The 22,367-nt window shown below is 46.5% G+C and carries 26 protein-coding genes and 4 pseudogenes; 5 read left to right on the forward strand and 25 right to left on the reverse strand.

Annotation, left to right across the window (positions count from 1 at the left end):
* Positions 1-231 precede the first annotated feature (231 nt).
* Positions 232-1,459: pseudogene (locus QUA07_RS03980) on the forward strand (ISAs1 family transposase).
* 107 nt (positions 1,460-1,566) lie between these two features.
* Positions 1,567-1,935: a GUN4 domain-containing protein gene (locus tag QUA07_RS03985; protein WP_333322831.1), complete on the forward strand. Its 369-nt coding sequence runs from the start codon at positions 1,567-1,569 to the stop codon at positions 1,933-1,935.
* A gap of 291 nt (positions 1,936-2,226) precedes the next feature.
* On the opposite strand, the gene QUA07_RS03990 is transcribed toward QUA07_RS03985, so the two are convergent.
* From QUA07_RS03990 to QUA07_RS04000, 3 genes and pseudogenes are all read right to left on the reverse strand, one after another.
* On the reverse strand, positions 2,227-2,463 hold the full coding sequence (locus tag QUA07_RS03990; RefSeq protein ID WP_333322832.1) for an element excision factor XisI family protein: 237 nt from the start codon (positions 2,461-2,463) through the stop codon (positions 2,227-2,229).
* A gap of 177 nt (positions 2,464-2,640) precedes the next feature.
* Positions 2,641-2,993, reverse strand: a pseudogene (locus QUA07_RS03995) (element excision factor XisH family protein).
* Between the two features lie 166 nt (positions 2,994-3,159).
* Positions 3,160-4,176, reverse strand: a pseudogene (locus QUA07_RS04000) (IS701 family transposase).
* 524 nt (positions 4,177-4,700) lie between these two features.
* Here QUA07_RS04000 and QUA07_RS04005 point away from each other — a divergent pair.
* Positions 4,701-6,401, forward strand: a complete 1,701-nt coding sequence (locus QUA07_RS04005) for an ABC-F family ATP-binding cassette domain-containing protein (protein WP_333322835.1) — start codon at positions 4,701-4,703, stop codon at positions 6,399-6,401.
* Between the two features lie 113 nt (positions 6,402-6,514).
* Here the strand turns inward: QUA07_RS04005 and QUA07_RS04010 are convergent, their stop codons facing one another.
* Complete coding sequence (locus QUA07_RS04010) at positions 6,515-6,781, reverse strand: transposase (protein WP_445305867.1); 267 nt, start codon at positions 6,779-6,781, stop codon at positions 6,515-6,517.
* Between the two features lie 34 nt (positions 6,782-6,815).
* Positions 6,816-7,955 (reverse strand): transposase, encoded by a 1,140-nt coding sequence (locus QUA07_RS04015; protein ID WP_333322837.1) that lies wholly within the window; start codon positions 7,953-7,955, stop codon positions 6,816-6,818.
* A gap of 328 nt (positions 7,956-8,283) precedes the next feature.
* On the opposite strand from QUA07_RS04015, the pseudogene QUA07_RS04020 reads away from it, so the two are divergent.
* Positions 8,284-9,356, forward strand: a pseudogene (locus QUA07_RS04020) (IS630 family transposase).
* On the opposite strand, the gene QUA07_RS04025 reads toward QUA07_RS04020, so the two are convergent.
* The 5 genes from QUA07_RS04025 to QUA07_RS04045 form a co-directional block, all read right to left on the reverse strand.
* Complete coding sequence (locus QUA07_RS04025; protein WP_333322838.1) at positions 9,353-9,934, reverse strand: hypothetical protein; 582 nt, start codon at positions 9,932-9,934, stop codon at positions 9,353-9,355. The pseudogene QUA07_RS04020 and the gene QUA07_RS04025 sit on opposite strands and share 4 nt — an antisense overlap.
* 102 nt (positions 9,935-10,036) lie before the next feature.
* Positions 10,037-10,225 (reverse strand): type II toxin-antitoxin system RelE/ParE family toxin, encoded by a 189-nt coding sequence (locus tag QUA07_RS04030; protein ID WP_333322839.1) that lies wholly within the window; start codon positions 10,223-10,225, stop codon positions 10,037-10,039.
* Positions 10,222-10,473 (reverse strand): hypothetical protein, encoded by a 252-nt coding sequence (locus QUA07_RS04035; protein WP_333322840.1) that lies wholly within the window; start codon positions 10,471-10,473, stop codon positions 10,222-10,224. Before QUA07_RS04035 ends, QUA07_RS04030 begins: the two co-directional genes overlap by 4 nt.
* A gap of 204 nt (positions 10,474-10,677) precedes the next feature.
* A complete protein-coding gene (locus tag QUA07_RS04040; protein WP_333322841.1) occupies positions 10,678-10,818 on the reverse strand; it encodes a hypothetical protein in 141 nt (46 codons plus the stop codon).
* Between the two features lie 42 nt (positions 10,819-10,860).
* Complete coding sequence (locus QUA07_RS04045) at positions 10,861-11,226, reverse strand: helix-turn-helix transcriptional regulator (protein ID WP_333121186.1); 366 nt, start codon at positions 11,224-11,226, stop codon at positions 10,861-10,863.
* Between the two features lie 138 nt (positions 11,227-11,364).
* On the opposite strand from QUA07_RS04045, the gene QUA07_RS04050 reads away from it, so the two are divergent.
* Complete coding sequence (locus QUA07_RS04050; RefSeq protein ID WP_333322843.1) at positions 11,365-11,802, forward strand: hypothetical protein; 438 nt, start codon at positions 11,365-11,367, stop codon at positions 11,800-11,802.
* A 15-nt stretch (positions 11,803-11,817) separates the two neighbouring features.
* Here QUA07_RS04050 and prfA read toward each other — a convergent pair whose 3' ends face one another.
* From prfA to rpsE, 15 genes are all read right to left on the reverse strand, one after another.
* The gene (gene prfA / locus QUA07_RS04055) at positions 11,818-12,912 is read right to left on the reverse strand and encodes a peptide chain release factor 1 (RefSeq protein WP_333039635.1); all 1,095 of its coding nucleotides are present in this window, start codon (positions 12,910-12,912) and stop codon (positions 11,818-11,820) included.
* Positions 12,913-13,258: 346 nt separating this feature from the next.
* Complete coding sequence (rpmE, locus tag QUA07_RS04060) at positions 13,259-13,567, reverse strand: 50S ribosomal protein L31 (protein ID WP_333059812.1); 309 nt, start codon at positions 13,565-13,567, stop codon at positions 13,259-13,261.
* A 211-nt stretch (positions 13,568-13,778) separates the two neighbouring features.
* Positions 13,779-14,192, reverse strand: coding sequence for a 30S ribosomal protein S9 (gene rpsI / locus QUA07_RS04065; RefSeq protein ID WP_194067224.1), 414 nt, complete (start codon positions 14,190-14,192; stop codon positions 13,779-13,781).
* Positions 14,192-14,647, reverse strand: coding sequence for a 50S ribosomal protein L13 (gene rplM, locus QUA07_RS04070; protein WP_015178725.1), 456 nt, complete (start codon positions 14,645-14,647; stop codon positions 14,192-14,194). Before rplM ends, rpsI begins: the two co-directional genes overlap by 1 nt.
* Before the next feature lie 153 nt (positions 14,648-14,800).
* Positions 14,801-15,643, reverse strand: a complete 843-nt coding sequence (gene truA / locus QUA07_RS04075) for a tRNA pseudouridine(38-40) synthase TruA (RefSeq protein ID WP_190745434.1) — start codon at positions 15,641-15,643, stop codon at positions 14,801-14,803.
* Positions 15,644-15,672: 29 nt separating this feature from the next.
* Positions 15,673-16,023 carry a 50S ribosomal protein L17 gene (gene rplQ, locus QUA07_RS04080; RefSeq protein ID WP_242719721.1) on the reverse strand — a complete coding sequence of 117 codons (351 nt, stop codon included), beginning with the start codon at positions 16,021-16,023 and terminating at the stop codon, positions 15,673-15,675.
* Positions 16,024-16,148: 125 nt separating this feature from the next.
* The gene (locus QUA07_RS04085; protein WP_202798589.1) at positions 16,149-17,093 is read right to left on the reverse strand and encodes a DNA-directed RNA polymerase subunit alpha; all 945 of its coding nucleotides are present in this window, start codon (positions 17,091-17,093) and stop codon (positions 16,149-16,151) included.
* Between the two features lie 174 nt (positions 17,094-17,267).
* A complete protein-coding gene (gene rpsK, locus QUA07_RS04090; RefSeq protein WP_006634980.1) occupies positions 17,268-17,666 on the reverse strand; it encodes a 30S ribosomal protein S11 in 399 nt (132 codons plus the stop codon).
* 84 nt (positions 17,667-17,750) lie between these two features.
* Positions 17,751-18,134, reverse strand: a complete 384-nt coding sequence (rpsM, locus tag QUA07_RS04095; protein ID WP_006634981.1) for a 30S ribosomal protein S13 — start codon at positions 18,132-18,134, stop codon at positions 17,751-17,753.
* Positions 18,135-18,217: 83 nt separating this feature from the next.
* On the reverse strand, positions 18,218-18,331 hold the full coding sequence (gene rpmJ, locus QUA07_RS04100) for a 50S ribosomal protein L36 (protein ID WP_015178722.1): 114 nt from the start codon (positions 18,329-18,331) through the stop codon (positions 18,218-18,220).
* A 367-nt stretch (positions 18,332-18,698) separates the two neighbouring features.
* Complete coding sequence (gene infA, locus QUA07_RS04105; RefSeq protein WP_006276978.1) at positions 18,699-18,923, reverse strand: translation initiation factor IF-1; 225 nt, start codon at positions 18,921-18,923, stop codon at positions 18,699-18,701.
* Between the two features lie 293 nt (positions 18,924-19,216).
* Positions 19,217-19,801, reverse strand: coding sequence for an adenylate kinase (locus QUA07_RS04110; protein ID WP_333322845.1), 585 nt, complete (start codon positions 19,799-19,801; stop codon positions 19,217-19,219).
* A gap of 5 nt (positions 19,802-19,806) precedes the next feature.
* Positions 19,807-21,111 carry a preprotein translocase subunit SecY gene (gene secY / locus QUA07_RS04115; protein ID WP_333082087.1) on the reverse strand — a complete coding sequence of 435 codons (1,305 nt, stop codon included), beginning with the start codon at positions 21,109-21,111 and terminating at the stop codon, positions 19,807-19,809.
* A gap of 102 nt (positions 21,112-21,213) precedes the next feature.
* Positions 21,214-21,660 carry a 50S ribosomal protein L15 gene (gene rplO / locus QUA07_RS04120; protein WP_006634984.1) on the reverse strand — a complete coding sequence of 149 codons (447 nt, stop codon included), beginning with the start codon at positions 21,658-21,660 and terminating at the stop codon, positions 21,214-21,216.
* 146 nt (positions 21,661-21,806) lie between these two features.
* Complete coding sequence (gene rpsE, locus QUA07_RS04125; RefSeq protein WP_190745441.1) at positions 21,807-22,355, reverse strand: 30S ribosomal protein S5; 549 nt, start codon at positions 22,353-22,355, stop codon at positions 21,807-21,809.
* Positions 22,356-22,367: the final 12 nt, after the last annotated feature.

A 22,367-nucleotide genomic window follows, 5' to 3' on the forward strand; every position in this document is an offset into this window, starting at 1 on the left:
TTTTGAAAAGAGCTTTTACTGACGGAAAATATCGCTGCTGTTTTTCTGATCGACAGCTTCTGATCTTGATGAGCTGCCAGGGTAAGCGCACGTTAAATAGTAGCTCAGGATACAGATTAATAAGCCAGATCCTGAAATTAAAGGTGCAATGCTAAAGGTTTGTGAGATTTCCCCGCTTGGAGGCTGACACAAGGTGACACTGGAGGATGTTCCCACATCTTGGTTCCCGTTATGTCTCAAGGATTTGCGCCCGCTGTTGAACTGACCACACCTCGTGCGGTTCCCTTAGAAATATCAGCCTTAAGCCAAGGCTTAGTAGATTGTTTCAAATCAGTCGCAGATCCCGCCCGTCGAACGGGGACAATGGCATCATTTATCCGATATTCTCATCATTGCGATTCTCTCCACAATTGCAGGCGGACAAGGCTGGGAAGCGATGGAACTCTATGGCAGCGGCAAACAAGCTTGGCTTTGGACCTTCTTGGCACTACCCAATGGCATCCCCAGCCCAGATACCTTTCGGCGGGTGATGGAACGTCTTCACCCCAAACAGATGGAAGCCACGTTCGAGAACTGGGTTCGCACCTTAGTCACGGACCTCGGCGTTCAAGTCATTGCCATTGATGGCAAGCAACTGAGGGGTTCCTATGATCGCCACAATCGAAAAAAGTGCTTATATTTGGTCAGTGCCTGGGCCGCAGACCATCGCTTGGTCTTAGGTCAAACGAAAGTCCGGCATAAATCCAATGAAATCACGGCTATTCCCGCCTTGCTCGAACTGCTGGATATTACAGGCTGCATTGTCACCCTGGATGCCATGGGCACTCAAAAAACGATTGCAGCGCAGATTCAAGGGGCAAACGCCGACTACATCCTCTGTTTAAAAAAGAATCATCCGACCCTCTTCCAGCAAGTTCAGACCTGGTTTGAGACGGCCCAGATTGAGAACACCTTACCCAAAAGTGCAGACTACACGGTGGAATCCGGCCATCACCGCATCGAAAAGCGGCAGGTGTGGACCATTCCCCTGAACGCCTTTGCCTCAGTGCATGAAGCCGATGGCTGGGTAGGATTGCGGACCATTGTCATCGTTGAACGAACCCGTCAGTTGTGGCATAAAACCACCCATGAGATCCAGTTTTACCTCACGAGTCTGGACGCCGATAACCCGCGCATTGGCGGTGCCATTCGACAGCACTGGGGCATTGAGAACTCCCAACATTGGGTTCTCGATGTCACCTTTGGTGAAGATGCCTGTCGGGTGCGGTCGATGCACGGTCCCCAGAACCTGGCGGTTTTACGACGGTTCGCCCTCAATGCCCTCAATCGAGAATCCACAGGCAAAAAACGCAGTTTAGTCCAGAAAACGAGACTGGCTGCGATGAGCGATGACTATATGGTGAAGGTATTAGTCGCAGCACTCCCTGAACTCTCTCAAAGTAGCAGTCCTACAACCTAGATGGCAACTGCGTTTGAGGTGCGCTTACCCTGGATGAGCTGCTACTATTTTTGTTCGCAAATCTACTGAATATGCTTTCATTGGTGTATTATTTTTAGTTGATTCTATTGTACCTCATAACATCCGGAAGTGCTGTAACTGCTAAACACACCCCCTGTGAAGACATTTGTACTATAGATCGACTTTGGCTTAAATATAGCAATGGTCGCTTTGGGTTGAGTGTACAAAGGCGAATTCTGTTAGGAATACGAGAGGATGCACTATTTATTCTGCTTCGTCTACAAGGAAATTACTATGAAGAGATGAAGAAAGAAATGGAATTAGAAAGTAACTTTAATAAACTCATAGGATGGTTCGCTCCTTACGATGACGGCAGTAGTGGTCTAAAAAGTAGTTATAACATCTTACTTTTTCAATCCAGGCTCCATATGGACATCTTCCCACAGCGAACCCGGCAGGAGGATATCCTGGGTTAAGGGAAAATAAAATCAATAATCTTATTGTACTAAATTTATTAAAGCGTTTGTCAGATTGCGGTATTGCTGTGTAGTCAAAATCCTGGTCACATAAACTTATTGACACACTTGTAGAAAACAGGAGATTGAATTATGATCGCCCTTTCACTCCTAAAAGCTAGCACCTTCTCACCCTCACTTTTCTACAACCTTCTCCTATCGCCTGCTTTAAAAGTTTTTGAAGTACGTGAAGCGAAGCTATCCCGTAGGGACTCGCCTTCCCACTCAAATCGCTTCCACTCCATCATACTTTCAAAGATTCTCGCTGCTGCTCCCTAGTAGCACTCCATAAGCAGTATGAGGTCTAACATCAGGCGGTTGAAGCCCCAAAACAATTGATTTGGCCGGAATTCCCGCTGCAACTAGCTCCTCAGCAATCAGGCGATCGGTATTATTTGCTTGAATCCACACCTGACCGTCAATAATATCAATATAAATCACGAAATGGTAAATACGCTGCTCATTCAACCAACCTATATTTATTAACATATAACGGTCATTTCCCAAATCAAAAATTATTTAATTTTGAGTCCCACTGTCACAAACGGGAATCTCAGCGTATTCAGTCAGAAGCTGATTAACAAATTTGCGATAATTATTTAAGGTACCCATTGTACTATTTACTCTATTTTTTGGTTGAAAACCACCAATCTAGGCGGTTATTATCTAGCAATATCTGAGAGATTTTTCTCCTTCAAAAAGCTCTGTAAAAGCATTTAGTGGCATAGCAAGATACAGTTGTCTTTCGGATTCCGTCCGTTTTAAGATGTCATAGTAAAGAGTATATTGACCCAAAGCTTGCTCTAAATCTGCAATTCTCGACTCTCTGATAAAACTTTTAACTTCAACGGCTATCTTGCGCTCGTTGTTCTCAGCAGCTAATAGCTGTTCGGCACCAATATCGATAGGTTTCTCTTCGCCCAAGCCAAGGGATACGGATCATGGGTAATTGTCCAGCCAGCCTTAATGAGAGCCTGTTTGACAACTTGATGATAAATGCCTCTTGCTGGCACGATCACTCTCTTTTGTGATCGAGGTTGACACTGACTATTATAATGTCAGGACTTACGCATGAACGCTATATGTAGGGTTTGGCTTAAGAGAGAAGGCTAAGCCTTTCGGACTGGATACAGCTTTAAAACCCACGCTCATCAACCCCAGGAAATTGAAATATAAAAGCCCAAACTAGACCAAGGTCATCTTAAGAGTGGGGGTTTGTAGTTCCCGACTTAAATAGTCTGATAACAGTCCAAGTTTATCGTTGATAGATAGTCAAATTCATCTGATTGGCGAGGTATTTTAACCTCAGCCAGACTAGAATAGCGCACCCAATATGATTTCTTTGAATCCGGGCTTTTCTACACTGGCACTTGTCAACTCCAGTCAGTTGTTTCAGTTCTCTGTGAAACTCCTCAATTTTCCATCGATTGGCGCATAAATCTTTAACGTCATCCGTAGAAAACTGAGACATATCGTTGGTAGCAACATATTCCGTGTCACCGTTTGAGGCAACTACCCGAAATAATTTCACTTTTTTAAGCTTGGCAAATCCTTTAATTTTTACAATTTTACCTGACTCATTTTCAGCATTACTCCACGTTAAATCTTCAATTCGTTTGTACTTTTCTACCCCTCCTGTATCATCAACTAATCGATTTCTTTTAAGCGGACAGTAGTAAAACTTACCCAAGCTATCAATCAACAGCATTAAATCTTTTGTAGCATACCAACTATCCATGGCTGACGCTCCCAAAAGGCAATTGCTTGTGATAGACTATACCTTTGAGCATATCTTCTACATGGTCTAGTTTAGTCTTTCCGTCTCCATCAGGGTCATAAATGCGGTAATCCACTATCCAAAAAAGCCCTTTTTTGGGATTGACATAGATGCAAGTAACTAGACCAATCCCCCGAATTACCCGTTTTTCGTTTCCACTATATTGTCGGCGAGTCAGCTCGATTTTAGTGGCAAATCTTTTATCAATAACTGTGTCGTCAAATAAAAGATAACCTCCTTCATCAGTTTGGATAATCAGCTTAACTTGCTTCCAAAGCATCCGGGAAGTAATTTTTTCAGTTTTTAATAATAAATTAATAGTATCGTGGCTGCACCGCTTGAGATGGTCAGCCAGATTGGTCACCGTATAATTAATTTGACTGCGAGCGTAAATATTGACAGTAGTCAAGCGTAGTAAATTTCATACGCAATAGATTTTTTTGCTCGTCTGCTATTTTACAGCCAAGCTTTTCTCTTAAGTCCCCTCCATCCAGAAAAAAATCTTATAAAAAAAATAAAAAATATAAAATCTAGCAATAGTTCAAGCGATTTTCTAGCCCGGGGTAGCGTCAGGAATCGCTCTAGTTAGTCTGGGAAGAGGGTACGCTATATATAGCGTTCGTGCGTAAGTCCTGAATGTGCAGAAGTCTCAACCATTATGCGAGAAATTCAATCTGAAACAACACGATCGCCCGTTAGCGAAGCCCTCGAAGAGGATCGCCCCACCCAAATAGTCCTGAACCCACATCGAGGCCAGAAACCGGGTTTCTTCCTATATCTCTAGCCCAGAATCTGCGATTTTTCAGAGAACCCCGTTTCTTCGCGTAACTCCTACCAAATCAAAATATGGCAATACACTAAATATAATTAAAATTTGTTAAGATTAACTCGACCTCAGCGCCGGCATCCCATCCGCCGCTAAACCTGCCCTTCCCCAGTCCCCACAACAATGCTGCGACTCGAACACATCAGTAAAATTTACCCCACAGGCGTCGTACTCAAAGATGTCACCTGGGAAGTCAAGCCAGGCGATCGCATCGGCTTAGTAGGCGTCAACGGTGCCGGCAAATCCACCCAACTCAAAATCATCGCCGGCGAAATCGAACCCACCGCAGGCGAAGTCATTCGCCCCGCCAGCCTCCACATCGCCTACCTCTCCCAAGAATTTGAAGTAGATCCGACTCGCACCGTCAGAGAAGAATTTTGGCGCGCCTTCAGCGAAGCCAACGAAGTCCACGAAACCCTGATGCAAGTGCATCGAGACTTGGAAGCCTCCACCCCAGAAAATCTCGACGAACTGATCCACAAAATGGATCGGCTGCAACGGCAATTTGAAGGCTTAAACGGCTACGGTTTAGAAGCCCAAATCGAGAAAATTCTGCCCGAAATCGGATTTGAACCCGAAGACGGCGATCGATTAGTCAGCGCCTTCAGCGGTGGCTGGCAAATGCGGATGAGTTTAGGCAAAATTCTCCTGCAAAAACCCGACATCCTGCTGCTAGACGAACCTACTAACCACCTCGACTTAGAAACCATCGAATGGCTGGAAGTTTACCTGAAAGGGCTAATAACCCCGATGGTAATCGTATCCCATGACCGGGAATTTCTTGATCGGCTCTGCACGCAAATCGTCGAAACCGAACGCGGTGTTTCCAGCACCTACCTCGGCAACTACTCCTCCTACCTGCTGCAAAAAGCAGAAGCCAGAGAAGCCCAACTCAGCGCCTACGAAAGCCAGCAAAAAGAACTCGAAAAACAGCAAGCATTCGTTGAAAAATTCCGCGCCAGCGCCACTCGCAGCACCCAAGCCAAAAGCCGCGAGAAACAGTTAGACAAAATCGAACGCATCGAAGCCCCCACCGGCGGATTAAAAACTTTGCATTTCCGCTTTCCCCCCGCACCCCGCAGCGGTCGCGAAGTAGCAATAATTGAAGATTTGGTACACACCTACGGCGAAAAAATCCTATTTTTGGGAGCCGACTTATTAATTGAAAGGGGCGATCGCATTGCCTTTCTCGGCCCCAACGGCGCGGGCAAATCCACCCTGCTGCGGATGATTATGGGCTTGGAAAAGCCGACTGAAGGTACGGTCAAATTGGGAGGTCACAACGTCATCCCCGGTTACTTTGAACAGAATCAGGCAGAGGCCTTAGATTTGAATAAAACCGTGATGCAAACCATTCACGACGAAGTTCCCGACTGGAAAAATGAAGAAGTTCGGACTTTGTTGGGCCGTTTCTTATTTACGGGCGAGACAGTATTCAAACAGGTTGGCGCTTTAAGCGGCGGCGAAAAAGCCCGCCTAGCTTTGGCAAAAATGCTGTTGACTCCCGTGAATTTGCTGATTTTGGACGAACCGACAAATCACCTCGACATTCCGGCGAAAGAGATGATGGAAGAGGCGATTCAGAATTATGACGGTACCGTAATTATCGTTTCGCACGATCGCTATTTCATCTCCCAAGTCGCTAACAAAATAGTCGAGATTCGAGACGGAGAGTTTCGCCCTTATTTGGGAGATTACCACTACTATCTCGATAAAATAGCTGAAGAAAAAGAGCTAGCCAAGTTAGCCAAACTTGAAGCAGAAAAAGCAGCTAAAAAAGCAGAAAAAGAAGCCAAGAAAAAAGCTGCGGCTAAGCAAAAATAAACTTGCGTCCCTCGCAGATAAACCTTAAATCCGCGTTTATCTGCGTGCATCTGCGGTGAAACAAGAATCTGATTCTTAACTAGGGCTTGCTGAACAGGGTAAGAGCATCTCAATCAGTCTTGACAAAAGGATTTGAGAAGAAGCATGATGTATTCATCATTCATTGCAGCCCGTTTCCTTTTCTGTCGCAAGCTACGCTTGAGAGTGGTTTCTTGATTGACAGCATTCAGGGACATCCGTCTGATCACAGTCCAGTTCCGAGGGCTATTCAACGACCGAATGCGACATAGATCTTCATTGAAAGTGACATCTAAAACCCCATGTTCTTGATTTTCAATACTCCAATGTTGGCGAATAGCGCGACCATTCCGCTTTAGCATCTACGGGTAAAGAACCTGATTGACTGACAAAAGTTTAATTAGCCCAAACTACAGTGGTAGCTTGAAACTCAATTCGGTAAGTTCTTTGCTGATGTTGTAAACGAGAAGCCTTGACTGGTTCGGGGTCAATATTAGTAGAAAAAGAGATAACAGAAATTAAATTCCAGCCCTTGTTCAGAGCTTGTTTGACCCAACTCCAGCCAATTTTCAAGTAGCTAGCACCCCGATACCAATGTGGCTCTACACAGCGACGCTGACCTAAAATGACAACTTCAACACCTTGAGCAGTCAAGAACAAAGTAGTCATCGCTAACACCAAGCACAGTCGAGAAAGAGCTGGAGCGGAACGGAGTTTAGAGTCTTCGAGATTGAATCCAGAGGATTTATCATCCAGAAAATTTTCCTCAATGGTAAAGCGTTGGCCATATTCCCGAAAAGTTTGGAGATTAGTAGGTTCAGTACTAATAATGTACCAGTGTTCACCATTCGTAGATTCCCACGCAATTGCTAGATGGACATCTGTGAGCGAGTTACATTTGTGAATTTGAACGTTGTGGATCAGTTTTGCCTCGCCGATGGCTACCGGAAATTGACTCACTCGCTGCCACCCCTGCCGTGGATGACGCAGCCAAAAATTGCCTTTAATCCGGATTCGACAGTGCCAGCCTAATTTTCTGACATAACGGACTAATTCGGCATTGGCAAACCCCCTGTCAGCCAAGAGAATGACTTTGACATCGACTGGTAGGAGCCTAGAGACACGCTTGAGGAGGTCCTGATAAGTATCGATTTTGACACTACTACTTTTGTGTTTGAGTACTCGCCAGCCCACCGGAATCGCTCTGCCCAAATGTACAACACAGATCCGAATTATGCAATATTTATCCCATAACATACTGGTATCAAAACTCAGATAAATTTCTGAGTCTTTCCAGTTGGCAAAGGAGGCCTTCACTACAGGACTATAAAGTTTTGCTGGGTTGATGCGAGGATTATTTACCCATCGAGACAATCTTCGTTGTGTGCTTTGGGCTATTTGTGCTTTGGTGCAAACATGGTCGAGCCATTTGGTTAGATTTACCTTGCCTTCTACAATCAAACCAACCATCATCCAACACATCACTCCTAGATGTCTTAAATCTGACCACTGACTGTATTGACCTGCGAATTTCATTAGTTTATGATGAAGATGAGAGGGGCGATCGATCATTTCGATTCATACTGGTTTTTTGGTTAAAAACAGTTTATCCCTCTTTTTCTCTTTAATCCAGTCTGGGTCAGCTTTTATCCCGATCTTGACTGACTTTTGTCAGTCAACCAGGCTTTTACACTCTTGGGCACATCCATACTCGCTATCAAATAAAGCGATTGGTCGATGTTGAAGCTTTTGACACACTTGTGCCAATTGTTCAGCACCTTTAGCGATCGGATTTTCCCAACTCGTAATACCATTTTTTTAAAGATGTGATAGACTTGTGTTAAAAGTAAAGGAGACAATTACAATGTCTGGTCGTCCTCATATAAAGATTACCGAATCTGTAGAAAATTTACGAGAAATCCTCAAACAGCAAAAAAGAATCCTAGCTTATAACAAAGTTCAAATGCTTTATTTATTTCAGTCAAAACAAGTAAAAACTGTGCGGGAAGTATCCGCACTTTTAGGTAAAAGTGAGGCAACAATTCATCGCTGGCTCTCTCAATATAAAGAGGGCGGTCTGGAAAATTTGTTAAAAACTCGGCAGGTTTTTGGCCGCCCAAAAAAGTTTTCAGTTGAAATAGCAGCGACCTTGCAACAAGAGTTGAGAGACCCCGAAGGATTTCGGAGTTACCAAGAAGTTCATCTCTGGCTCTGGTTGATTAAAGGAATAGCCAGTAGTTACCAGGCTGTATATTCTTTAGTTAGGGGTGAATTAAAAAGTAAATTAAAAATTCCCAGACCTCGCAGTATTTCTCAGAAATCTACGGCAATTAATTAATTTAAAAATAACTTACATCAACAGATAAAAGCTTTACTAGACAAAGCTTTACCTCAAGTAAACAAATATAAAAAAGTCAATTATTGGTGAGCGTGATGAAACTCGTTTAGGGCTGCATACAATTCGTCGGCGTAAGCTGACGCTTTCAGGCGTAAAGCCAATCGGAAAGCATCAATGGAAGTTTGAGTGCTTTTGGCTGTATGGAGCCGTATTGATCGCTAATGGAAAAAGTTTTTTTTGGGAGTTTTCGCATTTAGACAAAGTTTGTTTTGAAGCATATTTACAACTTTTGTCAAGACAATATCCTGCGGAATGACACATCATTCAAGTTGATAACGCACCCGCTCATAATTTAGGCTCATCTGAATTACCAGACAATGTTATTTTACTATTTCAGCCTCCGGCTTGTCCCGAAGTAAATCCCACAGAAAGAGTGTGGGAATATCTCAAAGATTCTTTAGCGAAAGTCGGTGTTTAGTAATCTTGACGAACTCCGCACAAAAGTCCAGGAAATTTTGGCATCTTTCACCGATCGCGTCATTGGTTTTCTCACCGGATGGTCTTGGATTTTACATTCTTTATCTCTATCACATCTTTAAAAAAATGGTATAATACGTTCGTGTCTCAAAGGAAGTGCCCAACTGCCGATGCTCGAAGGTATCCACGCGAGCGTACTATATCCCTGACCGATACCGACAGGTATGCCGTAAGGCAAAGCGGTGGGTTGATGTTCGTAAGTACGCTCTTTGAGGGTAGGTGCATAGGGTCTCAACCATGCTGTATGATCGATCACCAATACTGGGCGTTCCACTTCTGACATCTGTTGGATGTATAGTTGCATCAATTTTTCTGGGTCTGGTCTACAATCTTGCATAGCTTCATAGACACTCGACCACTCACGCCGAAATAAAGGACTGAGAGCAAAATCTCCTAAACATGAGACGTGGCGCGTCGTCATTACGGCATCTGCCAGTTCAAAGGTGGCATCTTTAGCGTTGCCAAGGTATTCATAAGCAAGTTGACGAAATTCGTATAATTGTTCAAACTTCCTTGCAGGTAGATTTGAGATTTTTTGCTGAATTCTCAATCTTCTACCCTTACGCTGTCTGTTGAAACTATCGCAGACAGTTTTTTTCTCTTGTTGGCAGTCAAAGAGAACGTCAACGGTCGCTGGCATCTATCTTATGGTTGAACCTGATAGCTTGTCGCCAGCGACCGTTGCCGTTCTTGATAAAAGTTCGTCAGTCTCACAGCGAGCGCACTTTTTGACCTGCTGAGTCTAAACTCCAAAAGAAACCAATCGCACGACTTTTCCCATTCCCGGTATCGTGGCTAATTGGGCAAAAGTGGCTTCGGCTAACTCCAGAAATCGCACGGGGGCACGAGCATTTCCATTGACCAGAATATAGTTTGCCTGTTGTCTGAGATCCTGCGTGGCACGATTTTTGACAATTAATCGATCGCTCATACTGGTTGTGAATCGCCACCCAAAACCGATTCCCGCAAATTCTGCCAGTACGCAGCCGTAACGGGTTCCCCATCCGAGTCTAAACCCTCTTGCAGTAAACCTTCTAGTTTGGCTTGCGCCTGTTTTCGCTGGCGATCTTGCTGCACCAAATGTAGAAAATACTCTACCGCACTGGCATAAGCCCCTGCCTGAATTTGAGCCTCAATATAGGTTTGCAGCTCTTCTGGTATGGCAAGAATAACGTTCATCGTCTACACAGATTTAGGATATCTATCATTGTATCGATCGCCGATCGGGCAGCACCATAAAAATTAAAATTTGCAGCTTGAACATCGGTATAAAGTTAAACATCCGATCGCATTGTCCAAGAGTTTTTAGACATATTGAGTCAGGGATAGGGCGAGTGGTTTTCTGATAAGGGCGATCGCATAGGGGCCCAGAAACCGGGTTTTTTAGGATAATACTTCGTTGTATCCCGCAGATTCGGTAAAAAACCAGGTTTCTTTGTCGGAGTGCGTCAGTCGATAAGGGCGATCGCACTCCGTAACAAAGTAGATTTGACCTTGACAAATTCCTCGGTTTGTGATATGCACGAGTGGTGGAAATTTTTAAGGGCGATCGGGATTTGTACCAGATCAACCATACTTCCCAGAAGCTACAGCAGCAGCAGCCAGTCGCTCCATACCAGCTCGAACAATCACTGCTAAGTCACTCAGTGGCATACATTGGATTTTCTTAAGCAGCTCGTTGGTATCCAGAGGTTCCTGCACCGGCTTGCCTTCGAGGTGAGCCATGAGCTCTTCCATCGTAAAGCCTGCTCTTGTCGCAATCTGAGTCAAATTTTTCGTATCTGGAATTACCTGCCCCTTTTCCCAATACAAGACAGAAGCAGCAGAAACTCCCAACAGCTTGCCAAAAGCAGTCAGACTCATCGAGCCCCGCGCTAATTTAACAACCTCACTCAGTTTTTTCTTAGCTTCTGCGTCCACGGTATCAGCCACGAGATAACCACAATTCCTAGTTTACTTGTGTACCAACAAATTTACCTGTCTTGCTTGACAGGAGAAGATTTAACAGATATTCTTTTAATTAGATTTAATTTTTTAATTTTAATGAAAACGGATTTAGGAGAAATAGCAATGACCAAGAGACGGACTCAAAAAACTCACAAGCCCAGCCACACCCGTCAAAGCCTCACAGCCTCCGGTTGGCTAAAACCCCAGCGCTGGCAAATCTCCAAAATAGAAGCAGCCGAAGCCCTGAGAATGCCCGTAAAACACATAGTCAAAGTTTACCCCAAACAACATCAAGTAATAGTCGTTTACCTGAACAAGAAAGGACAAAAATGCAGTTCCTTTTTCAGCTACAGACTATTTGCCAGATGGGAACAAGAGGCGAACGCAGCAATTGCCAGTTGTCGAAACCAGCAAATCCTAGCACCCCTAGAAGTCATTGTACAATACGACCTCGAACATTTCAAATATCCAGTGGCAATCGCCGATGCAATTTGGGAAGCCCTACTCAACCAGATCTCCCGCGTAACAAGGGAACTGAGGCTGAGCAAACAATGCGCCTAGCCCCCCACCACTCCATCAATTAGTAGAAGCAGCCAACTCAGCCAAACGTTCCTGCTGATCCTGAGAAATGCAAGTTTGAATAATCCCCTCAATATCCCCTTCCAAAACACTATTGAGCGAGAAATTCTCCCCCAAACGGTGGTCCGTAGCCCGATTGTCCTTATAGTTGTAAGTGCGAATCTTCTCCGATCGCGAACCAGTACCAACCTGAGCCAAACGCCGCGACTTCACCTCATCCTGCTGCTCCCGCAACTTCATCTCATAGAGCTTAGCCCGCAAAATCTGCATCGCCCGCTCCTTATTCTGCAACTGACTGCGCTCCTCAGTACAGAAAATCCGAATTCCCGTCGGCTTGTGAAACAAATCCGCAGCAGTTTCCACCTTGTTCACATTTTGACCGCCAGCGCCGCCCGATCGAGCCGTACTCATCTCAATATCCTTCGGATCGATGTGAATCTCCACATCATCAACCTCCGGCATCACAGCCACCGTCGCCGTCGAAGTATGCACCCGGCCGCCAGCTTCAGTCACAGGCACTCGCTGCACCCGGTGTACCCCAGCCTCAAACTTCAGCTTGCTGTAAACGCTGTCGCCTGTAACTTCCAGAATCACTTCTTTAAACCCGCCCATTTCCGCCAGCGACTCGCTCACCAACTTCACCTGCCAGCCTTGAGTTTGAGCGTAACGGGAATACAGCCGCAGCAAATCTCCCGCCCAAATACTAGCCTCATCACCGCCAGTACCGGCCCGAATTTCCAGCATAATATTCTTGTCATCGTTCGGGTCGCGGGGGAGCAGCAAAACCTTCAAACGACTTTCCAAACTCTCCAGCTTCGCCTCAAGTTCCTGAACTTCCAGCGCAGCCATTTCTTGCATATCTCGATCGCCCGCGGCTTCCTTGAGAACCTGTCGGGCACCTACTAAATCTTCCTGAGTGGTTTTCCACAAAGCAAAAGTATCGACCACTTCCTCCAAGGACGATCGAGCTTTCGCTACCCGTTGAAACTCTTGATTGTCCCTAGCCACATCCGGGTCAGCCATGCGGCGAGTCAACTCATTAAAAGTTTGCTCTACCGACTTCAATTTATCCAGCAAATAAGATTCAGCCATTGTCAGTTGTCCTTTGTCAATCGATTTTAGATTTTAGATTTTAGATTTTAGATTTTAGATTTGAAGAACAGTTGGGATAGAATCTCGATAGAACTCAACTGCCTGCATAGCGAAGTCTTCGATCTAAACTCTCCCATCCGAGGGCGGATCGATTTTAGATTTTAGATTTTAGATTTTAGATTTTAGAACTCAAGAGCAGTTAGGATAGAATGTCGATCAAACTCTACGCGATCAAACTCTACTGCCTGCATAGCGAAGTCTTCAATCTAAAATCTAAAATCCGAGGGCGGTAAGTTGCCAGTAGAAAGAACTACTCTCAACAAACAGCGGACAAATGACAATCCGGCTACTTCTTCTTTTTGCCTTTACCAGCAGCCTTAGCAGCATCTGCTTTCGGATCTTCCATTTTCAGCGGTCCAGAGGAAGCATCTGCCTTCGGCATTTCTACCTCGGTCATGCCGTATTTCCGCATAAAGCGCTCCACACGACCTTCAGTATCAATAATCTTCTGAGTGCCAGTATAAAAAGGATGATTTCCCGACCAGACATCAACTTGAAGCTTTGGTCTAGTTGAGCCCACAGTCATCACAAGTTCCCCGTTGCAATAAACCTGAGATTCGGGATACCACTCAGGGTGAATGCCATCTTTTGCCATTGTTTTTACTCTCTAGTTTTTGACTTTACAACCATTTTAGCTGCCGCAGGACTTGTACACCAACAACTGCACGAATTTTGCCTTATATCTGTTGGAACCAGGAATCAGGAATGGGAAATAAACTTCAAAAAAAGGCCAATAAAATCTGGATAGATAATTTTTGCCTTTTCCTTCTTCCTTCTTCCTTCTTCCTTCTTCCTTCTTCCCTCGATTACCGCTTCGAGTATTGAGGAGCTTTGCGAGCTTTCCGCAAACCGTACTTTTTCCGTTCTTTTGCCCGCGGGTCGCGAGTCAAATAGCCCTCAGTCTTCAGAGGCTTGCGGTTGTCCGGGTCTAATTGACAAAGTGCTCTAGCGACACCCAAGCGAATCGAGTCAGCCTGACCTGTTAAGCCACCGCCTTCGACTTTCACCAAAATGTCGTACTCATTTTCCAGACCCAAAGTTTCCAGAGGGGCCTTAGCCAGAGCCAAATAAGTAGGGTTGAATTGCAGGTACAAATCCCCCTCTTTACCATTGACTGTCAGTATGCCAGTGCCGGGAACCAAGCGCACCCGCGCTACGGAACACTTGCGGCGGCCGGTACCCCAGTACACAGCGCGACCGGATGTATCTGTTGCTTGCATTACTCATTTCCTCCCGGAATCGTGTGAACAATTAATTCTTCTGGTTTTTGAGCTTGGTGCGGGTGGTTGGGGCCAGCGTACACCTTCAGTTTAGTAAACAATTGTCTGCCAAGAGAAGTGTGAGGCAGCATTCCTCGTATCGCTTCTTCGACAATTCTTTCGGGCAAACGTGCTTGCAATTTGGCAAAAGTTTCTGTTTTCATGCCGCCCGGTCTTCCAGAATGGCGGCGGTAGATTTTCTGGGTGCGTTTTTTGCCAGTAACAGCGATTTTGTCAGCATTGATGACTATTACGAAGTCGCCGGTATCCATAGAAGGGGTGTAAGTCGGTTTGTGTTTCCCCCGGAGGTACATGGCAACTTCAGTTGCCAGACGGCCCAGCCGCTGGTCGGCGGCATCGACCACGTACCACTTGTGCTCTAGGGAGTCTTGAGTAGGGACGTAAGTTTTGTTCATTGTTTGTTGTTAGTTGTCTATTAACTGTTAACTGTTGTTAGTTGTCAGTTGTCAGTTGTCAGTTGTCAGTTTTTAATTGTTAGTTGTCCTTAGTTTTTTATTAGTAGTTACCTAATGACTAATGACTAATGACTAATGACTAATGACTAATGACTAATGACTAATGACTAATTTTGGCTGAGTGTCGTACCACACATCTGGGGGGAAGGGAAATTCTGAATAGCCAACCCGCAGCAGGCACAAACCTTGAGCGGGAGCGGCATATTTTACCATTTCTCGGCGTTCGTTGACCCAGATATCTGTGAAATTGTCGATCGGCCTTTCCCCGCGACCCACCTGCACCAGCAACCCCACCAGCAGCCGCATCATCCCGTACAGAAACCCGCTCGCCTGAACCTCAATATAGATAAGAGGCCCAGAACGCTGACACTCGGCCGCTTGCACGTCCACCCAGGAATGGGGGCGGGCAGATCCCGCGCGGTGGAAAGCAGCCAGGTGATGCCGCCCGATGAGCGGTGTCAAAGCTGTCTGAATCAAAGATTCATCCACAGGGGCGTGATAGCAGTGCCAAGCAAAAGGACGCACAAACAAATTAGGGGTCGGGTCTGTATAAAGGGTGTAGCGATAGCGCCGCCAACTGGCTGAGAACCGAGCGTGCCAGGTAGGTTCCACCTTTGCCGAAGCTCGAATTAAAATATCTTTTGCCAGTCGAGAGTTGAGAACGCTTGCCCAGCGGTGAGCCGGAATTGGGCCGTGGGCATCAAAATGCGCTACTTGAGCAGCGGCGTGAACTCCCGCATCGGTTCTCCCAGCAGCGTGCAGCGTTACCGGGCGTTCCAGAACAGTCGATATTGCTGTTTCAATTTCTTCTTGTACTGTACGCTGGTTCGGCTGTCGCTGCCAACCGTGAAAGTTAGTGCCGAGGTATTGGATTACTAGAGCAACGCGCTGTATCGATTGGGGATTTTCGATTGGGGATTTTGGATTGTCAGTCATAAATCACAAATCTCCAACCCAAAATTGAATTAAACCAGTTCAACGATCGCCATTTCGGAATTGTCTCCCTGACGGGGGACTGTTCGCACGACGCGGGTGTAGCCGCCGTTGCGCGATCCGTACCGTTCTTGTGCCGCCTCAAACAGGGCGTGTACTAACTGTTTATCGTAGATATAGCCCATAGCTTGGCGGCGAGCGGCCAATGAGCCATCTTTGGCCAGGGTAATCATCCTGTCCGCCTCTGAGCGTAGCGCTTTGGCGCGGGCTAGAGTGGTAGTGATTTTACCGTGGCGGATTAATTCGGTGGTCAGCGAGCGCAGTAGGGCGCGGCGCTGGTCAGCCGGTTTGCTGAGTTGGGGAACGCGACAGCGGTGACGCATAGCAGTTGGTAATTGGTAATTGGTAATTGGGTGCCGGGATAGTCCGCGAGTTTTGAGCGGTGATTTCTTTAACTTAAAAACTCACCTACTTAAAATTCAGAACTTTTTTACCCGTTACCCGTTGATTAACTTTTAGCTGATTTTTCCTGTGGCAAGGTAATGCCCAAGCGTTTTTGTAAAGCTTCAATCACTTCTTCGGCAGACTTCTGCCCGAAGTTCTTGATCTCGAGCAAGTCTTCTTGGGTATAATCCAATAAGTCTGCGACTGAGTTGATCTGAGCCCGCTTGAGACAGTTGTAAGCCCGGACGGACAACTGCAATTCTTCGATCGGAATTTGGCTAGTAGGATCGGCTTCACCTGGATACTCTGGTTTGAGAGAATCTTGGGTGATGTCTTTGAGAGGTGCAAATAAATCTACCAGGATGTTGGCAGATTGACTCAAAGCTTCTTGAGGAGTCACGCTGCCATCAGTCCAGATTTCCATAATCAGCCGGTCTTTTTCGACCGTACCGCCTACCCGAGCATCTTCAACGCTGTAGTTGACTCGGCGAATCGGCATAAATATGGCGTCAATTTGGAGAAAATCCAAAGCCGATCCATCATCCCGACTGCGGTCTACTGCTCTGTATCCGATGCCTTTTTCAATTCTGAATTCCATTTCCAGAACTGAACCTGGGGAGAGAGTTGCAATGTACTGGGATCGATCGATCAATTCCACCTCTGAGGGCAAATCGAATCGATCGGCCGTAACTGTTACAGGCCCCTCAATCCGCAACCTGCCGATTTGCGGCTGCTGAGAATGAGTTTTGAGGACCACCTCTTTCATGTTCAGGAGAATTTCTAGAACATCCTCACGTACCCCTTCGATCGTGGCAAACTCGTGATTGACGCCCGCGATTCGGACTGAAGTTACTGCCGTTCCTTCTAAGTTTGACAGCAGAACTCGCCTCAGCGCATTCCCAACAGTTGTTCCCTGACCGCGATCGAGCGGTTCCAGGACAAATTTTCCGTACTGACTGCGGTCTTTGTCAGTGTTAGACTCTATACATTCAATTTGAAACTGCGCCACGGAGTGACCTCCCTTTTCCACTTTGGATTTTTGATTTTGGATTTTAGATTGCAGAGCATACCCCTGAACGGATTTCGGATTTTGGATGGACGGGGCAACAGTTAGAACCATTAGTTTTTGACTTTAAGCAGTTAGCCATTATCCAAAATCTAAAATCTAAAATCTCAAATCGTTTTAGACTCTACGCCGCTTGGGAGGGCGACAGCCGTTGTGAGGAATTGGGGTAACATCTCTAATCAGGGTGATTTCCAGTCCCGCCCCTTGCAGCGCCCGGATTGCAGTTTCTCTACCTGCTCCAGGCCCGCTCACCATTACTTCTATTTGGCGCATTCCTTGGTCGTTGGCTCTGCGGGCAGCACTTTCTGCTGCTGTTTGAGCTGCAAAGGGAGTTCCCTTTTTAGCTCCTTTAAAACCGCTGGAACCTGCCGATGCCCAGGATATCACTTCGCCGTTGAGGTCGGTAATAGTTACTATCGTGTTGTTAAAGGTAGACTGGATGTAGCCTACCCCATTGGGTACATTCCGTTTCTGCTTTTTTGCACCAGATTTCTTGCCTGTTTGTTGTCGCGCCATATTAGTCTCTTTAACGTTTCTCTCAACTAATGTCCCGAAGCGCTAGGAGCCAGCAGCCCCCAGCGTATTTTTCCCAAAAAGATGTTACTTCTTGGAAGGTGCCTTTTTCTTGCCCGCAACTGTTCGGCGGACGCCACGACGGGTTCTGGCGTTGGTACGGGTTCGTTGTCCCCGCACCGGCAGACCCAAACGGTGACGCCGACCGCGATAAGTTCCGATGTCCATCAGGCGCTTGATGTTCATTGACTCCCAGCGCCGGAGGTCTCCTTCGATTTGGTATGTTGTTTCTACATGAGCCCGCAGAGCTGTCACGTCGGCCTCTGTTAAATCCTTGACGCGAGTGTCAGGATTTACGCCTGTTGCAGCGATAATTTTTTGGGCCCGCGACAAGCCTATTCCGTAAATGTATGTCAGACCTATTTCGACGCGCTTATCGCGTGGAAGGTCTACCCCGGCAATCCGTGCCACACTTTTTGTCTCCCTAGTTTTCCTGTTTGGCTACAATGTTCAATTAGGATGCACCTGCGTGCATTGCCCAATCTTGCTTTTTTCTAACCTTGGCGCTGTTTGTGTTTCGGGTTAGTGCATATCACCATCACTCGACCGCGACGGCGGATGACGCGACATTTCTCACAAATTTTTTTGACAGATGCTCGAACTTTCATCTTTCTTCCTGCCTGGAGAACCCCGCTCTAGCGGAGAACAGGCACGCTGGGACTGCCCGTAGAGCGGTGGGAGGAGAGGCTGGGCAAGGTGTAGGCCTCTCCTCGATTAAATTGTATAAAGTGCGGGTTGTTTCATGAAGGAGCCCGCTTGCACCCACTCCCATTGCTGGGTAAAGTTCGCCTGCGCCAAAGTGTTGGCGAGCGATACTTTTACGGTGTAACAATGACTTAACCCGGTACACCGGTGGGTTGTTGACGCCCTTCTCGGCAACACTACAAACGTAGCATTATAGCATAAATTTGAAGCTTTTTACCAAATTCTCTCTAATTAAACTTAGAATTAGTTTTTAGAAAGTTTTATCTAAGCCTATTTTTTCCGAAGGCGATAAGTAATCCTGCCTTTGGTCAAGTCATAGGGAGTCAATTCGACTTTGACGCGATCGCCAGGCAGAATTTTGATGTAGTTGCGGCGGATCTTGCCGGAAATGTGAGCCAGCACGTTAAACCCATTATCTAGGTCAACGCGAAACATCGCATTGGGCAGGGATTCCGTCACTGTCCCTTCCATTTCAATTAAATCTTGCTTAGACAATTTGGTATTTACCTCAACTCTACATTTGATTAACTAGGAGTGTCCCGGCGTTGGCCTCAAAACCTATTTACTGGTAGGAGTCAAACGGGAACGGGGGGCAATAATTAGGGCGACTCGATCAACTTAAAGACTCAATTAACCGCTCACTTTGGCTTTACTTGAGTAAAGTTCTGGCAATTAGTATCGAGTTCAATCCGGTCTCTAGCAACCCTCACAAAACCTGATAGCACAAAAAGCTCCTAGTTAACATATCTTAGCAAAAGCTTGTGAGTAACAAGCTGTCTTGAGAGGGTTCAAGAGTCGATCGAGAGAGCTTGCTGCAGTTCTGCGGTGATTAATTCCATGTCGCGATCGCCATCAACCGCAACTAACTGTTGGCGGGCGCTGTAAAACTCAATCAAAGGCTCAGTTTGCTCGCGATAAACTTGCAACCTGCGGCGGATCGTCTCCTCATTGTCATCGAGGCGGCCCCGCGACAGCAGGCGTGCCACCAAAATGTTGTCAGGCACCTCCAAATTGACAGCTCTGAGATCGCAGTCCTTACCAGACGTACTTCCCCCAGCACCCCTAACATCACAAAGGAGTTTGTCAAAAAACGCTGCCTGTGCCACAGTGCGCGGAAAGCCGTCCAGAATCCAACCAGCACTAGCATCTGGTTGATTCATGCGTTCTTGCACGATATCCATCAATAACTCGTCGGGAACCAACTCACCAGCATCCATGTAGGCTTTCGCCTTTAGACCCAGGGCAGTTTTGGCAACCACGCAGGCGCGCAGGATATCGCCCGTAGAAATGTGGGGTATTTTCCAGTGAGCGGCTAATATCTGAGCCTGAGTTCCTTTTCCCGCCCCTGGAGGCCCCATAAAAATCAATTTCATTGCGATTACTTCACCATTCCTTCATATCGCTGGGAGATGACGTAAGTTTGAATTTGCTTAGCAGTTTCGATCGCCACACCTACTAGAATCAGTAGGGAAGTTGCGCCAAAACCTCTAAAAGTTTGCACACCGATCGCGCTTTCTACAGCAGTTGGTACAATGGCCACCAGACCGAGAAATATCGCTCCCAAGAAAGTCAAACGGTTCAAAACCTTCTCCACATAATCACTCGTTTTCTGACCCGGACGAATTCCAGGAATGCTAGCGCCCATTTTCTTCAAGTTCTGAGACATATCTACGGGGTTGACAATCAACGAAGCGTAGAAATAGCTGAAGAACAGAATCAAAGTTAGATAAAACAGCGCGTAAGCCCAAGGGGCAGGGCCGTTCGGACTCAAAACATTAGCAACTTGAACCAAAAACGGGTTATTGAGAGACTGAGCGAGGAAAGAAGGCACAATCAAGACCGAAGATGCAAAAATAATCGGCATCACTCCACCTTGATTCAAGCGCAGGGGCAGATAACTCCGGCTCTCCCGATAAACTTTGCGGCCGACTTGGCGACGTGCCGAAATAATCGGAATGCGGCGAGTACCTTCCTGAACAAAAACAATCCCAACAATCGTTACCAAAAAGACCAGCAGCAGAACGACTACGCGGCCGACAACTTGCGTGTCCCCGCTTTGAGCCAATTCAAAAGTTTGTCCCAAAGAGCGGGGCAATACCGACACAATATTGATAAAAATCAGGAGCGACGCTCCGTTCCCGATACCTCGTTCCGTCACCACTTCCGATATCCACATCACAAACATTGAGCCGGCTGTCAGAGCCAAAGCAGTTTGTGCTATGAATAAAGGCGCTGGAGATTGAGCAAAAGGGCTGACCCAAATCGCAATGCCAATACTTTGCAGAATTGCCCAGCCCAATGAAACGTAGCGAGTAATTTGAGAAATTTTGCGTCGCCCTGCTTCTCCTTCATTTTTCTGCAAGTCTTCTAAGCTTGGCAGAGCCGCAGTTAGAAGTTGCACAATAATTGAAGCATTAATGTAGGGCAAAATCCCCAACGCGAAAATCCCCAACGCTGACAAGCCGCCTCCTGAAAACAAGTCCAGAAAGCCAATTAAAGGGCTATTTTGGACGTTTTGGGCAAAGGCGACTCGATCGATGCCGGGGACTGGCAAGTGGACACCCAGGCGTACTAAAATCAGTAAACCAACTGTTACGAGGATGCGGCCTCGCAAACCAGCAGCTTGAGCCATCTGCATGAACGTCTCTTGTGCAGTTGGCGCTTTCTCTCTACTAACGTCCATAGTTACGATTTTGGATTTTAGATTTGGGATTTTCGACTAAATCATTTTCTGATAGCAAGCTTGAGGATTTGAGATTTGGACAGACTCTCAAACCTCAAATCTTCACGCAACTAATTCGCAACTTCCGCCTGCAGCTTCAATTTTGGTGCGAGCACCTGCGGTAAAAGCCGAGGCGCGCACTTGCAAAGGTACATTCAGTTCGCCATCTCCTAAGATTTTCAGCGGCCCGTCGTCTGTGGTGACAATTTTTGCTTGGATCAGAGAGGTGAGAGTAACTTCGGTGTTTGCTGGCAGCGATGCTAATTTACTCACATTAATGGTAGTGTACTCTTTCCGGTTCACTAGAGGGAAGCTTTTCAACTTGGGGAGACGGCGGTAGAGAGGATTTTGACCTCCTTCAAAACCGGGTCTAGTGCCGCTACCGGCTCTAGATTTTTGACCGCGCATCCCTTTGCCGGAGCTCGCGCCTTGACCGGCAGAAATACCTCTGCCCAAGCGTCGGGGGCGCTTTTGGGAGCCTGCTTTGGGTCGGGCGTCTTGCAATCTCATAGTTTTAGTAATTGGTAATTGGTAGTTGGTATTTACAGAGGGGGTACGCAGTAGTTTTGAGTGCGTGAGTTTTAAGTTGCGGATTTTTTTATTTTCACCGCAAGCACTTAACACTCAAAACTTACAGTTTCCCATCCTCGCGTGCCCTAACCGTAGAGATTTTCTACTGGAATTCCGCGCTCTTGAGCAACTTCGGACAAGGTGCGGAGGGTGGAGAGGGCATTGACTGCGGCTCTGGCGTTGTTTAAGGGATTTCCAGAACCTAGCTGTTTGGCTAAGATGTTGCGGACTCCTGCTAGTTCGAGAACTGTTCGCACTGCTCCCCCTGCAATTACCCCGGTTCCGGGTGCGGCCGGCCGCATCATCACTTTAGCTCCGCCACCGTCACCGTTGATGGGGTGAGGGATGGAGTTAGATTTGGTGAGGGGGACTTCAATTAGGTGCTTTTTGCCGTCAGCGACGCCTTTTTTAACGGCACCGATTACGTCGCTCGCTTTTCCGACTCCTACTCCAACTTGACCGCGTTCGTTGCCAATAATGACTATGGCGCGGAAGCTGAGTTTTTTACCACCTTTGACTACTTTGGTAACGCGCCGAATCTGAACAACCCGTTCTTGCCATTCGGATTCTTTTTCGCGCCCTTTGTTGTTGCTGCTGCTTTTTTTCTTGTTGCGCTGTTCTTTTTGTTCTGCCATAGTTTTGTCCTG

Origin of the sequence: Microcoleus sp. T3_A4, assembly GCF_036700465.1 — a bacterium.
Taxonomy (GTDB): domain Bacteria; phylum Cyanobacteriota; class Cyanobacteriia; order Cyanobacteriales; family Microcoleaceae; genus Microcoleus.